The 12,888-nt window shown below is 73.6% G+C and carries 8 protein-coding genes and 1 tRNA gene; 2 read left to right on the top strand and 7 right to left on the bottom strand.

Translation table 11 applies throughout. The features are described from left to right. Positions 1-11: 11 nt before the first annotated feature. From ABGB06_RS29760 to ABGB06_RS29750, 3 genes are all read right to left on the bottom strand, one after another. Positions 12-2,750, bottom strand: coding sequence for a DUF4135 domain-containing protein (locus tag ABGB06_RS29760; protein WP_347595059.1), 2,739 nt, complete (start codon positions 2,748-2,750; stop codon positions 12-14). Positions 2,751-2,842: 92 nt separating this feature from the next. Next, a complete protein-coding gene (locus tag ABGB06_RS29755) occupies positions 2,843-5,023 on the bottom strand; it encodes a peptidase domain-containing ABC transporter (protein ID WP_347595056.1) in 2,181 nt (726 codons plus the stop codon). Positions 5,024-5,113: 90 nt separating this feature from the next. Beyond that, positions 5,114-5,287, bottom strand: coding sequence for a class II lanthipeptide, LchA2/BrtA2 family (locus ABGB06_RS29750; protein ID WP_347595053.1), 174 nt, complete (start codon positions 5,285-5,287; stop codon positions 5,114-5,116). Positions 5,288-5,600: 313 nt separating this feature from the next. Between ABGB06_RS29750 and ABGB06_RS29745 the strand changes: the two genes are divergently transcribed. Beyond that, entirely contained in the window at positions 5,601-8,444 is a 2,844-nt protein-coding gene (locus tag ABGB06_RS29745) for a BTAD domain-containing putative transcriptional regulator (protein WP_347595051.1), read from the top strand. 22 nt (positions 8,445-8,466) lie between these two features. On the opposite strand, the gene ABGB06_RS29740 is transcribed toward ABGB06_RS29745, so the two are convergent. The 4 genes from ABGB06_RS29740 to ABGB06_RS29725 form a co-directional block, all read right to left on the bottom strand. Continuing rightward, the gene (locus ABGB06_RS29740) at positions 8,467-9,765 is read right to left on the bottom strand and encodes a PQQ-binding-like beta-propeller repeat protein (protein ID WP_347595048.1); all 1,299 of its coding nucleotides are present in this window, start codon (positions 9,763-9,765) and stop codon (positions 8,467-8,469) included. A gap of 331 nt (positions 9,766-10,096) precedes the next feature. After that, positions 10,097-10,999, bottom strand: coding sequence for a transcription termination/antitermination protein NusG (nusG, locus tag ABGB06_RS29735; protein ID WP_347595045.1), 903 nt, complete (start codon positions 10,997-10,999; stop codon positions 10,097-10,099). Between the two features lie 45 nt (positions 11,000-11,044). Further along, positions 11,045-11,305 (bottom strand): preprotein translocase subunit SecE, encoded by a 261-nt coding sequence (secE, locus tag ABGB06_RS29730; protein WP_347595257.1) that lies wholly within the window; start codon positions 11,303-11,305, stop codon positions 11,045-11,047. Between the two features lie 92 nt (positions 11,306-11,397). Continuing rightward, positions 11,398-11,470, bottom strand: a tRNA-Trp gene (locus tag ABGB06_RS29725). 185 nt (positions 11,471-11,655) lie between these two features. Here ABGB06_RS29725 and ABGB06_RS29720 point away from each other — a divergent pair. Next, positions 11,656-12,888 carry a pyridoxal phosphate-dependent aminotransferase gene (locus ABGB06_RS29720; protein WP_347595042.1) on the top strand — a complete coding sequence of 411 codons (1,233 nt, stop codon included), beginning with the start codon at positions 11,656-11,658 and terminating at the stop codon, positions 12,886-12,888.

Genomic DNA, 12,888 nt, shown 5'->3' with positions numbered 1-12,888 from the left:
GGTCAGCCAGGTCAGCCCGCCAGGGCGACCGGCACGGCGGAGGGCGGGCCCGCGGCGGACGCGTGCAGCAGCACGTCGGTGTCGCCGACGCCGGCCCAGCCGAGCAGGTAGCCCAGCAGGGACGAGCGGCCCGCGACCCCGGTGTGGAAGCCGCGGGTCCTGGCCACCCCGAGGACGCGCTCCTGGTACGCCCGCGCCAGGTCGGACAGCGAGGCGTCGTCGACGAGATGAGCGGTGGCCAGCAGCGACTGGACCACGCCGCTGGTGCCGTGGCAGACGGACAGGTCCACCGGCCCCTCGTCGGGCAGCCGGGTGGCCAGGGCCAGCAGGGTCCCCAGCCAGTCGCCGGCCAACCGGTCCCGGCGTCCCGCGGCGTTAAGGATCTCCGCCGAGGCCAGCAGGAGGCCGGCCGCGCCCTTGCACCAGCCGGCCCGCGGCGGCCGCATGTCCTCCGGAGGGTTCTCGGCCAGCCTGGCCAGCAGCCAGTCCGCCGACTCCCGCACCAGCCGTGGATCGCCGAGCACCCGCCCGGCGCGGGCGCAGGCCCAGCGCAGCCCCAGCTCTCCGTGGGCCACGTCCCACCACTCGGCCGCGGGCGCCCCGCCGAGCCCGGCGACGACCAGATCGCGCAGCCGGACCAGCCGCGCCTCGTCGCACCGCGCGCCCGGCGCGCCGGACTCGGCCCGGGCGAGCAGGACCATCAGCGGTCCCGCCGGCCCCATGGAAAGGTCGCGGCCCGCCTCGCCCGCCGCCGCCCGTGCGTCGATCGTGTCGAGCAGCCCGGTCAGCCAGTCCGCGGTCACCAGGGACGGCGCCGACAGCAGCCGGGACGCGGTGCCCGAGAACACCGACTCGGGCGCCTGCGCCAGCCCTTCGCGGTACTCGGCCAGCAGCGTCCCGAGGCCGCGCCAGGCGCTCCGGTACGCGGTCCGCAGCGCGGGGTCGTGCCGCGCGGCCCGTTCGAGGAACGTGACGATGCCGCCCGCATCGTGGAAGCCGACGAAGTTCCCCGGGGCGAGGGTGGGCGTGTCGCCGGGGCCGACGCCGCAGATCCAGCCGGTCTCCGGGCCCGCGGGGCCCTCAACCGTGGTCCCGAGGTCCGCGAGCGTGGCCGCGACGGAACGCCACCAGGTGCCGGCGGAGGCGATCCGGAGGCCGTCCCCGCTGAAGACGCTCTGCGCGGAGAGGCCCTCGGGACGCTCCTCGCCGACGAGTTCGCCGAGGGTCTCCTCCAGCAGGAACTGGTGGGCGCGGTCGCTGCACGCGGCGTTGACCGCGACGCCCGCGCGGGCGAACTCCAGGGGCGCCCGGCGGTAGACGTCCGCGCAGCCGGCGTGCGCCGTCGCGATCTCCCGGCTGCCGGCGCGGGTGGTGAAGTACGGGACGTTGCCGACGGCGAGCGAGGCACGCTCCGCCGTGCCGATGAAGCCGGCGGCCTCGGCCGGGATGTGGTCGGGGAAGCTGTCCATCAGCCGGAAGAGCCGGTCGGCCTCCTCGGCCCTGGTCAGGTAGGCCGGGTGGGTGGCGGCGTCGAGGTACCGGCTGTAGACCGAGGTCGACCGGATCAGGCAGCGGACGGGAAGGTCGGGGTGGGCGTCGAGCACCTTGCCCGGGCCGTCGCCGCGGACGAACGCGAGCGCGTCGAGGTATCCGGCGCGCACGTCGGCGTAGTGGTCGGTGACGCGCAGCGGCGCCTCGCCGAGCCGCGGCACGTTGCCCCCGTGCTGGTAGGTGACGGTGTCCCAGCCGACGGCGAGGGCGTCGGTGCCGGCGTGGCGGATGACCGGCCGTCGCATGTCGGAGGACTGCTGTTCGGCGATGCCGACGCCGGCCATCAGCACGTCGACATGGGGCGCCGGGTTGGTCATGGGGACCAGCATCGTGGTGGCGACGGAGAGCTGGAGGCGCTCCACCAGCGCGGTGGGCAGGGTGTCGGCGGCGCCGTGCGGGTCGGGGCGCAGCACCGTCTCGGTGTCCACCACGCAGGGGTGCTCGCCGCGCGCGATGAGGTTCTCGTGGTGCAGGTCGCAGGCGCCGATGGCCCCGAAGACGGCGCAGAGCGCGCCGAACCGGTAGAAGTAGCGGGCGGCCTGTTCGGGTGCGGCCATGGGCTCGGGGACGACGAACTGCTGCCACCCGTGGCCGCCGCGGGTGACCGACGCGGGCAGGCACGCGCGCAGCGAGTGCCGCAGGTACGGGTCGGCCGCGGCGTACAGGTCCCGGACGAACGTGTCGGGAGTCAGCGGGCGCGGCTTGAAGACCAGCCGGGTGCCGCCGGCCAGCCGCACGCCGACGACCTGCCGGCTCTCGTTGTGCAGGTCGGAGCCGGCGAGGGAGACGGACCTCAGCCGCTCGTCCTCGCCGGCGGGCAGCAGCCCGGTGGCCCGCAGGGCGGGCAGGTCGGCCGCGTACGCCCGGAACACCTCGGCGTACGCGGCCAGCGAGTCGCGCAGGACCGTCCCGACCCGCTCGGCGAACACGGGGTGGTCGGCGAGGATCCGGCGGCACGCGGCCGGGTCCTCCAGGGTCCGGGAGAACCGCCGGAGGGCCTCGTCGCTGTCGGCGGACGCGGGCAGTCCGAACCTGCCGCGGAAGTCGTGGAACGCGCCGATCAGCATGCGGTAGGCGTGTCCCTCCACGGCGCGGGTCAGCGCGTCGTGGAGGGAGTCGAGCACCTCGTCGAGCCGGTCGGGGTGCACGACGGGTGCGGCGGCGGCGCGCACGGCGGCCCGTACGGTGTGCTCGGCCACGAGGTGCCGGTAGAACGGAAGAAACGCCGTGAGCGACACACGTGGTGCGCTCGGTGTGGTCGGTGTGGTCGGTGTGGTCGGTGTGGTCACTGTCATTCGCCTCCCACCAGGGCTTCGGGGTGATGGTCCAGGTACAGGTCGCGGTAGACGGGGCCGTTCCTGAGCAGCTCGGTGTGGCTGCCCTGCTCGACGACGCGGCCGCGGTGGAGCACGTGGATGCGGTCGGCGGACCTGATGGTCGCCAGGCGGTGCGCGATGATCACCTGGGTCACGCCCAGTTCCTCGGTGATCCGCGCCACCCGCCGTTCGTTGACGGTGTCGAGCGCGGCGGTCGCCTCGTCGAGGAGGAGGATCGAGGGACGCCGCAGGAGCGCCCGGACGATGGCGAGCCGCTGGCGCTGGCCGCCGGAGAAGTTGACGCCCATCTCCGACACCAGGGTGTTGAGCCCCATGGGCAGGTCGTCGACGAAGTCGAGGATGCCGGCGCGGTCGCAGAACTCCCGCACCTCCCCGGGCGAGAGGTCGGCGCCCAGGGTCAGGTTCTCCAGGATGGTGCGGTTGTGCAGGTGCACCTCCTGCGGGATGTAGCCGATCTGCCGCCGCAGCGCGTCACGTTGGTACTCGCGCAGGTCCCGGCCGCCGAACCTGACCGTTCCGCCGGACGGTTCGTACAGGCCGCAGATGATCCGGCCCAGGGTGCTCTTGCCGGATCCGGAGGCGCCGACGAGGGCGACGCGGGAGCCGGCGTCGATGTCCAGCGAGACGTCCCGGACGACGTCCTCGCCGTCCCGGGTGTAGCGGAAGCTGACGTGCTCCAGGCGGATGGCCGTCGACGGCAGGCGGGTCAGGGAGCCGCCGGCGGACTCGGGCGGGGTGTCGTTGATGTCGTTCAGCCGGGCCATGTGCCGGGACGCCTCGGCGAACTCGGTCCAGGTCCGGAAGACCGAGCTGGCCAGCGCGAAGTAGGTGGCCGAGGCGGCCTGGACGGCGATGGCCGCGCCGATGGACACCTGCCCGCGGCTGACCAGGTGCAGGCCCGCCAGCAGCATCAGGATCGGACCGAACATCTGGGTGGTGCCGGTGACCCCGGCGATCCAGCCCTGCTGGAGCCGCATCCGGGTCCGCATCGCGTCGAGCGAGGCGGCGTACACCGTTCCCCAGTTGGCCAGGAACTGCTGGGCGTAGCCGCCCATCTTGATGGTCGGGATGGAGACGATCGCGTCGAGCTGGGTCGACTGGCTCTTGCTCAGCTGGCTGATCTCCGCGTCGACCGCCTCGGCCACCCGGGTGCGGGTCGCCACCAGATAGGCGGCGTTGAGCAGGAACAGCGCCATCACGAGGAGCCCGAGGCGCCACTCCACGGTGAGCAGATAGCCGGAGAGGAAGACCAGCGTGCCCAGGTCGAGGATGCCCTGGGCCACCCGGGTGGACAGCAGGTCCCGCACCATGTTGACGCTGCCGAGCCGGTACAGGAGCTCGCCCGGTGGTCGGGTGCCGAAGAACGCGTAGGGCAGCGCGAGCAGTCTGCCGAAGGTGTGGGTCATCAGATGCTCGCCCAGGAGCGCCACCACCGACGACAGGACGATCGTCCTGACGAGCTGGACGGCGAAGTAGGCGGCGGCGACCGCGGCCACCAGGGAGACCACGAACGCCAGATCGGCCGCCCCGTACCAGCGGGCGTACCGGTCGACGGCCCACTGGGTCAGCACCGGGATGCCGAGCACGGTGGCGTAGCCGCTGCAGGAGAGCAGCCCCACCAGGGCGAGGCGGCCGCGCGCGCCCTCCGCGAAGAGCGGCACGCGCCGCCACTCCTCCAGGAACCGGCGCCGCACTCGCAGGAATCCGGGGCCCGGCACGGCGTGGATGGCCACTCCCCCGAAACCGGCCGCCAGTTCGGCCGCGTCGAGCCGCCGCCGGCCGACCGCCGGGTCCATGACGACCGCGCGCCGGCCGTCGAAGTCCTCCAGGACGACGAAGTGGTGGTTCTCCCAGTAGAGGATGACGGGCTCCGTGAAACGGGCCAGCGCCCGCACGTTCCGGGCGCGGTACAGCTTCACCTCCATGCCGCGCAGGCGCAGGAAGCGGACGAGCTGTTCGGCGCTCAGCCCGTCCCGCCCGGCGTCCATGTCGCGGCGCGCGCTGGACACGTCCTCGGCGCGGCCGTGGTACCGCAGCAGGGAGACACAGCAGCACAGGCCGCATTCGGTCTGTGCCACCTGGGTGGTCGTCGGCACGCGGCGCGCGCTGGCGCGGCCGCCGAGCAGAGTTCTCATGTCATTGACTCGCAGAAGCGTCGTGGCCGGACGGGGCGGCGCGGCGGGACGGGGGCCCGGGCGGGCCCCCGTCGTCTGTCGTGCCGTGGGTCAGTCGCACCAGACCGGGGCGGTGGGGCAGGCCGCGTTGCTGATCGTCGCGGTGATGCCCGGGGTGGCCGGGGTCCAGGGCGTGGTGCCGCCGTGGGTGTCGGCCTCGCCCAGCTCGATGAGCTCCAGCTCGTCGTAGCGGCCGAGAAGGTCCTCGGTGACGTTCTCCTGCATGATCCAGCCTTCTTTCGCTGTCGGTTGACGGTGTCGTTTGACGCTGTCGGTTGGCGGCTGCCTGTTGACGGCTGTCGGTTGACGGCGTCGCACAGGGCACACCCTGGCGCGGCGGCCTTGACGGCCGGCTTGAGAAGGACGGAAGGCGACCATGAATCCGCAGCTCGGAGGGGTGTCGCGGGGGTGTCCGGGCTGTCCGGACTGTCCGGGACACCCGGTGCGGGCCCAGGAATCTTGAACCGCCAGGTCAGGGCTGTTAGGGCTGTAAGGGCGGTGCGGGAGAACGCACACGAGTGGGACGGGGGTCGCCGCCTTGGCAACCGAGTTCGGGGTACTGGGCGCCGTGGAGGCGCGGATCGACGGCCGGCGGGTGGACATCGGGCACGCCCGGCAGCGGCACGTGCTGGCGGCGCTGCTGGTGGACGCCAACCGCACGGTCGGCATAGGGCAGTTGGCCGAGCGGGTGTGGGGCAGCCGGCTGCCGCAGCGGGCCGAGACCACGCTCTACTCCTACGTGTCGCGGCTGCGCCGGGCGCTGGTCGCGGCCGAGGACACCGCCATCGGACGGCGGGAGCGCGGCTACGTGCTGTCCGTGGACGAACGGGCCGTGGACCTGCACCGGTTCCGCGCCCTGGTGGCGACGGCCCGGGCGGCCGACACCGCGGAACGCTCGGCGGCCGGCTTCCGGGAGGCCCTCGGCCTCTGGGACGGGGACACGGTCCCCGCGCCCGACACCCCCTGGTTCAACGCGCTGTGCGACAGCCTGGCCGCCGAGCGGCTCGCCGCCGAACTGGACCTGTGCGACGCCCAGCTGGAGCTCGGCAGGCACGCCGACCTGCTGCCTGGCCTGCTCGCGAGGCGCCGGGAGCACCCGCTGGACGAGCGGGTGGCCCGGCAGGTGATGCTCGCGCTCTACCGCAGCGGGCGGGCCGGGGACGCGCTGGCCGAGTACCGGACGGTGCGCGGGCAACTCGCCGAGGCGCTGGGCGCCGATCCGGGCGAGCGGCTGCGGCGGCTGCACCAGCGGATCCTCACCGCGGACCCGGCCCTGGAGGCGCCCGCTCCCCGCGCCGTCCGGACGGCGGCTCCCACGGTGCCGCCCACCCCCGGCGTGCCGCGTCAACTTCCGGCGATGCCTGCGCTGTTCACCGGGCGGGAACGGGAGCTGGCCGAGCTCGGGCCGCTGCTCAGCTCCGAACCAGCCGCCGAATCCGGCGCCGAACCGGGAACCGAACCAGGCGCCGATCCGGGACCGGCGGCGGCGGTGATCTCCGGCGCCGGCGGGGTCGGCAAGACCTGGCTGGCCCTGTGCTGGGCCCACCGCAACCAGGAGCGTTTCGCCGACGGGGTGCTGTACGCGGACCTGAACGGCTTCCACGCCGCCGAGGAACCGACGGACCCCGCGGTGGTGCTGCGCGGTTTCCTCGGCGCGCTCGGCGCGGAGGACGGCGCGACGCCGGCCGACCTCAACGGCCTGGCCGCGCTCTACCGCGGCCTGACCGCGGGACGCCGGCTGCTGGTGCTGCTCGACAACGCCCGCGACGTCGCGCAGGTGACGCCGCTGCTGCCGGGCGGCTCGGCGTCGGTGGCGCTGGTCACCAGCCGCCACCAGCTCGTCGGCCTCGCCACCACGCACGGCGCCCGGCTGCTCGGCCTCGACGCGCTGCCCGAGGCGGAGGCCCGCGCCCTGCTCGGCCGCCACCTCGGCGCGGCACGCCTCGCCGCCGAACCGGACAGCGCCGCCGCGCTCCTGGCGCGCTGCGCCGGCCTGCCGCTGGCGATCGGCATCCTCGCCGCGCGGGCGCTGGCGGAGCCGGGCGCCTCACTCGCCGACCTCGCCGAGGAACTGCGCGAGTCCGGCGGACAGTTGGACGCGCTCGACTCGGGCGACATCAGCCTGGACCTGCGCACCGTGCTCGCCGCCTCGCACCGCGCCCTCCGCCCCGACCAGGCCCGGGCGTTCGCGCTGCTCGGCCTCGCCCCGGGCCCGGACATCGGGCTGCCGGCCGCCGCCGCGCTGCTCGGCGTGCCGCCCTCGCGGGCCCGGGCGCTGCTGCGTTCCCTGCGGACCGCCCATCTGGTCGCCGAGCACCTCCCCGGCCGGTACCGGATGCACGACCTGACCCGGCTGTACGCGGCGGAGCGCGGCGCCGGGCTGCCCGCCGAGGTCGGCGAGCCGGCGCTGCGGCGGCTCACCGACCACCATCTGTTCACCGCGTACCGGGCCGACGCGCTGCTCGACCCGTACCCGACGCCGTTCGAGCCCGGCGAGCCGGCGCCGGACAGCCTGCCCCTGCGGCCGACCGACGCCGAGGCGGCGCTCGTGTGGTTCCGGGCCGAACACGAGGTGCTGCGCGCGGTGCTCCAGGCCGCCCAGGGCCGCGGCTGGCACCTCAGCGCCTGGCGGCTCGCCTGGTCCCTGGACACCTACCAGCTGCGGTGGGGCCTGGTGCACGAGCACATCGCCACCTGGCGGGCGGCGTTGGCGAGCGCCGAATCGCTCGACGACCCCCTGCCCCGCGCCCTGGCCCGGCAGCGGCTGGGGCACGCGCTGGGCTACTCCGGGCAGCTCACCGACGCGTTTCGCCATCTCGACCTGGGACTCGTGGAGTTGGAACGGCTCGGCGAGGTCCGCGGCCAGGCCGCCGCCCACTACGCCCTGGCCAACGCCTGGCACGAGCACGGCGACGACGAACGGGCCCTGCGCCACTTCCGCCGGGCCCGCGACCTGCACCGGACCCTCGGCGACCCGGTCCGGGAGGCGAACACGTGCAACGCGCTGGGCTGGGTGGAGGCCACCCTCGGCCGCCTGGACGCGGCGTCGGCCCACTGCGAGGAGGCGCTGCGGCTCTTCGGCGAGCACGACAACCACTTCGGCGTCGCCGCCACCCTGGACAGCCTCGGCTACATCGAGCAGTGCGCCGACCGGCACGACCGGGCCGCGGATTACTACCGGCGGTCCCTGGCGCTCAGCCTCGACCGGCTCGGCGACCGGTACGCCGCGGCCGACACGCTGATCCGCCTCGCCGAGTCCCACGACGCCCTCGGCCACCCCGCGGAGGCCCGCGAGGCCAGGCACCGCGCGCTCGCCCTCTACGAGGCGCAGTGGCGCACCGCCAGGGCGGCCGACGTCCGCGCCCTGCTCGCCGCGCCCTGAAGCCGTTCCGGAGCTCCGGGGCTCAGCGGTCGTAGGCGCGCAGCTGGAACTCCCGCTCGACGTTCCCGGCGAAGTAGAGGCGGTCCTCGTCGAAGGCGACGAGGGCCGTCGGGTCGTCGCCGCCCTCCAGCGGGAACGGCACCGTCCCGAACTCCCGCGTCGCGCCGTCCGACAGGTCCAGCCAGGTCAGCGTCATCCGCCCGCCGTCGTCGCGGTCGAACGCGTACGCGCCGAGCAGCGCCTGTCCCGTGTCGCCGGCCACGCCGAGGAACTCGGACGACTCGGGGACCCGGGTCCGCCACCGCCGCTCGCCGCTGCCCAGGTCGTAGCCGGCGAATTCGCCCCGCCGGTCGCCCTCCTCCGTGAGCGTCTCCTGGACCAGCACGCCGTCCGCCAGCGCCTGCACGACGCGTTGCCCCCCGCTGTCGGCATCCTCCCGGTCGAGCCGCCAGAGCGGCTCGCCCGTGTCCGAGTACGCCGCCAGACGCCCGCCCAGCAGCTCGCCCGTCGTCGGGGACACCGAGCGCAGGCCCTCGTGCAGGATCAGCGGCTCCCCCGAAACGACGCCCAGGACCGGCTCGGTGACGGGTTGTTCCCGGGTCCACAGCAACTCGCCGCTGTCCGCGTCGAACACGCTCGTCCACGAGGCCACCGACTCCCCGTCCGTCCAGGGCTCGCAGCTGGTCACCACGACGACGCGCGCGTCGTCGTGGCCGACGAGGTCGTTCGGGACCGCGTCCCCCGGGCAGTCCGTGTCCGGCAGTTCGAGCGCGGGCGCCTCGTCGCCCGTCGCGAGGTCGTAGCGGCGGAAGCTGTCGAAGCCGGTGAACGGGACGGCGGACACGGAGACCGTGCTCTCGGTCACCGTCACCGCGGAGTCGCCGCCCGTCCACCACGACTCGTCGACGTCGTCCGTGCTGTCGCGGAGATCCGTCGACCACAGCAACGAGCCGCCGTTCCGGGTGTCGATGACGCCGAGCCGGCGGCACTCCTCGTCGTCGCCGTCGAAGGTGTAGAGCACCGCGCCGATGCCGTCGTCGTTGGTCCCCTCGCTCGCCGCGCAGACCGCGCGCGTCTCCGCCGGCTCGTCGGCCTCCCACAGCCGGCCGCCCTCGGCGGCGTCGAACCCGGTGACATGGGTCGGGGTGACGCGGGTGAGCACCGAACCGTCGAGCCACAGCGCGAGATCCGCGTCACGGCCCACGTCCGCGTCGGTGGCCGGCGTCCGCCACACCTCCGCCGGCCCGCTGCCGCCCCGATCGACCACCAGCAGCGTCGTGGCCACCAGCGCCAGCAGCGCCGCCCCGCCCAGCATCGTCATCCGGGACGGGCCCCCGGCTCGCCGCCCCGCGCCCACTCCAGCCACCACGTCCCGCGCCCCCGTTCCCCGTTCCCCGTCGTGGCACGAGACGCCCGCCTCGGCCTCACCGGTTCCGGGACCGCCCGCCCTGCCGAGCCCAGCGTGCGAAAGCGCGGAGGCGGACGTCCCGTTCCTCCCCTCCGGCGAGGTACGGGTGGTCCTCGTCGAAGACGGCGAGGACCCGGCGTCCTGCGAGCGGTGTGACGGCCCGGAGACGGCCCGCTGACGCGGAAGCGCCCCTGTCCCACGGCGGAAACCGTGGGACAGGGGCGCTTCCGGCGCCGTTGGGCGGCTAGTTCTTCTGGATCTGGTCGAAGCTGAGCTCGACCGGGGTCTCGCGGCCGAAGATCTCGACGAGGCCCTTGACCTTCTTGGAGTCGGGGTTGATCTCGTTGATCGTCGCCTGGAGGGTGGCGAACGGGCCGTCGGTGACGGTCACGGAGTCGCCGACCTCGAAGTCCAGGACCTGGACCTCGACCTTGCGGCCGGCGGTCGGGGCGCCGCCCTCGGCCGCCTCGGCGGCGGCCTTCTGCTCGGCCTCGGGGGCGAGCATCTTGACGATCTCGTCCAGGGTCAGCGGGTACGGGTCGTAGGCGTTGCCGACGAAGCCCGTGACGCCCGGAGTGTTCCGCACCACGCCCCAGGACTCGTTCGTCAGGTCCATGCGAACCAGCACGTAGCTGGGGAGCTTGTTCTGCTTGATGGTGCGGCGGTCGCCGTTCTTGATCTGGACGACCTCCTCCTGCGGCACCTCGACCTGGAAGATGTAGTCCTCGACGTTGAGCGAGACGGCCCGCTGCTCCAGGTTGGTCTTGACGCGGTTCTCGTACCCGGCGTACGTGTGCACGACGTACCACTCGCCGGGCAGCACCCGCAGCTCGTCGCGGAGCTGGGCCACCGGGTCGACCGGCTCCTCGGGCTCCTCCGCGGCGGCGGCCTCCTCGGCGTCCTCGGCTTCCTCAGCCTCGTCGGCGTCCTCAGCCTCGTCCTCGGCCTCGTCGGCGTCCTCGGGCGTCGCCTCACCCAGCACGTTCTCCACGTGCAGGGCTTCCTCCTCGGCGGGCTGACCCGCCGCGGCGTCGGCAGCTTCGGCCTGGTCAACGGTGTCCGCTGCCTCGACAATGTCGCTCGCGGTGTCGTCGCCCTCGGCGGCGGGAGCGGCGTCGTTCTGGTTCGGCTCAGACGGGTCAGACACGGTAGCTGCTTCTTCCTGACTTTCCGGTTCGGGGGTGGAACGTGATCAGCCGAAGATCCACTCGACGCCTCGGCTGAATCCCCAGTCAAGCACGGTCAGGATGCAGATGACGATGATCACGAAGACGATCACCGCGGTGGTGTAGGTGGACAACTGGCGACGCGAGGGCCAGACGACCTTGCGGAGCTCGGCGATGACCTGCCGGTAGAACAGGCCGAGCCTGCCCAGCGGTCCGCGCTTCGCCCGCCTGCCTCGGCGACCGGCCTTGTCTCCGCGGGGCTCTGGCGCCTCAACGGAGTCCGTGATCCCAGCCACTCGTCCTCACCTGATCCCGGTCATGGTCATAAGCCGCCCGGCCACCCGGACGGCTTGCATGGCAGTACGTACTACGCGTGCAGCAGGGCCGGAGGGACTTGAACCCCCAACCGCTGGTTTTGGAGACCAGTGCTCTACCAATTGAGCTACGACCCTAGGTGTGAACCCTCAACCTACCCTATCCAATGATGCCGACATCCGGGGAGCCGGACGACAACGGTGGGTGAGGGACCAACGAGGCACGAGTGTACGTGCTCGGGGCACGCGCGTCGATCTCGTTGTCGATCTCGTTCGTCGGAACACCCGTGCCGGCCCGTGGCGGATTCTGGGACGATGCCCCTATGAGTGCCGCAATTCCCTCCCCCGCTGAGTCCGCACCCACCGCGCGCCGGGTCTCGACCCGGGTCGGCGCCATCTCCGAGTCCGCGACCCTCGCCGTGGACGCCAAGGCGAAGGCGCTGCGCGCCGCCGGCCGCCCCGTGGTCGGCTTCGGCGCGGGCGAGCCGGACTTCCCCACCCCCGACTACATCGTCGAGGCTGCGGTGGCGGCCTGCCGGGAGCCCCGGTTCCACCGGTACACGCCGGCGGGCGGCCTGCCCGAGTTGCGGGAGGCGGTCGCCGCCAAGACGCTGCGCGACTCCGGCTATCGGGTCGAGCCCGCCCAGGTGTTGATCACCAACGGCGGCAAGCAGGCGATCTACGAGGCGTTCGCCGCGCTGCTCGACCCGGGCGACGAGGTGATCGTGCCCGCTCCGTACTGGACCACCTACCCCGAGTCGATCCGGCTGGCCGGCGGCGTCCCCGTCGAGGTGGTCACCGACGAGACCACCGGCTACCTGGCCTCCGTGGAGCAGCTGGAGGCGGCCCGCACCGAGCGCACCAAGGTGCTGCTCTTCGTGTCGCCGTCGAACCCCACGGGCGCGGTGTACCCGCGCGAGCAGGTCGAGGCGATCGGCCGCTGGGCCGTGGAGCACGGGCTGTGGGTGCTGACCGACGAGATCTACGAGCACCTGGTGTACGGCGACGCGCGGTTCTCCTCGATGCCCGAGGCGGTGCCGGAGCTGGCCGAGCGCTGCGTCGTGGTCAACGGCGTCGCCAAGACGTACGCGATGACCGGCTGGCGGGTGGGTTGGCTGATCGGTCCCAAGGACGTGGTGAAGGCGGCGGCGAACCTCCAGTCGCACGCCACCTCCAACGTCAGCAACGTCGCCCAGGCCGCCGCGCTGTCCGCCGTCACCGGCGATCTGGAGGCGGTGGCGGCGATGCGCGAGGCGTTCGACCGCCGGCGCCGGACGATCGTGCGGATGCTGAACGAGATCGACGGCGTGACCTGCCCGGAGCCGGAGGGCGCGTTCTACGCCTACCCGTCGGTCCGCGGCCTGCTGGGCCGGGAGATCCGCGGCCGGCGCCCGGCCACCAGCATGGAGCTGGCCGGCCTGCTGCTGGAGGAGGCGGAGGTCGCGGTGGTGCCGGGCGAGGCGTTCGGCACCGAGGGATACCTGCGGCTGTCCTACGCGCTGGGCGACGACGACCTGGTCGAGGGCGTCTCCCGGATGCAGAAGCTGCTCGGCTAG

It is taken from the genome of Streptomyces sp. B6B3, from assembly GCF_039871525.1.
Classification (GTDB): domain Bacteria; phylum Actinomycetota; class Actinomycetes; order Streptomycetales; family Streptomycetaceae; genus Streptomyces.
This window is presented reverse-complemented; position numbering and strand designations above follow the sequence as displayed.

Coding starts and splice junctions, on each gene's coding strand:
- ABGB06_RS29755 (WP_347595056.1), bottom strand. CDS start 5,023: ATGAGAACTCTGCTCGGCGGCCGCGCCAGCGCGCGCCGCGTGCCGACG.
- ABGB06_RS29750 (WP_347595053.1), bottom strand. CDS start 5,287: ATGCAGGAGAACGTCACCGAGGACCTTCTCGGCCGCTACGACGAGCTG.
- ABGB06_RS29740 (WP_347595048.1), bottom strand. CDS start 9,765: ATGACGATGCTGGGCGGGGCGGCGCTGCTGGCGCTGGTGGCCACGACG.
- ABGB06_RS29720 (WP_347595042.1), top strand. CDS start 11,656: ATGAGTGCCGCAATTCCCTCCCCCGCTGAGTCCGCACCCACCGCGCGC.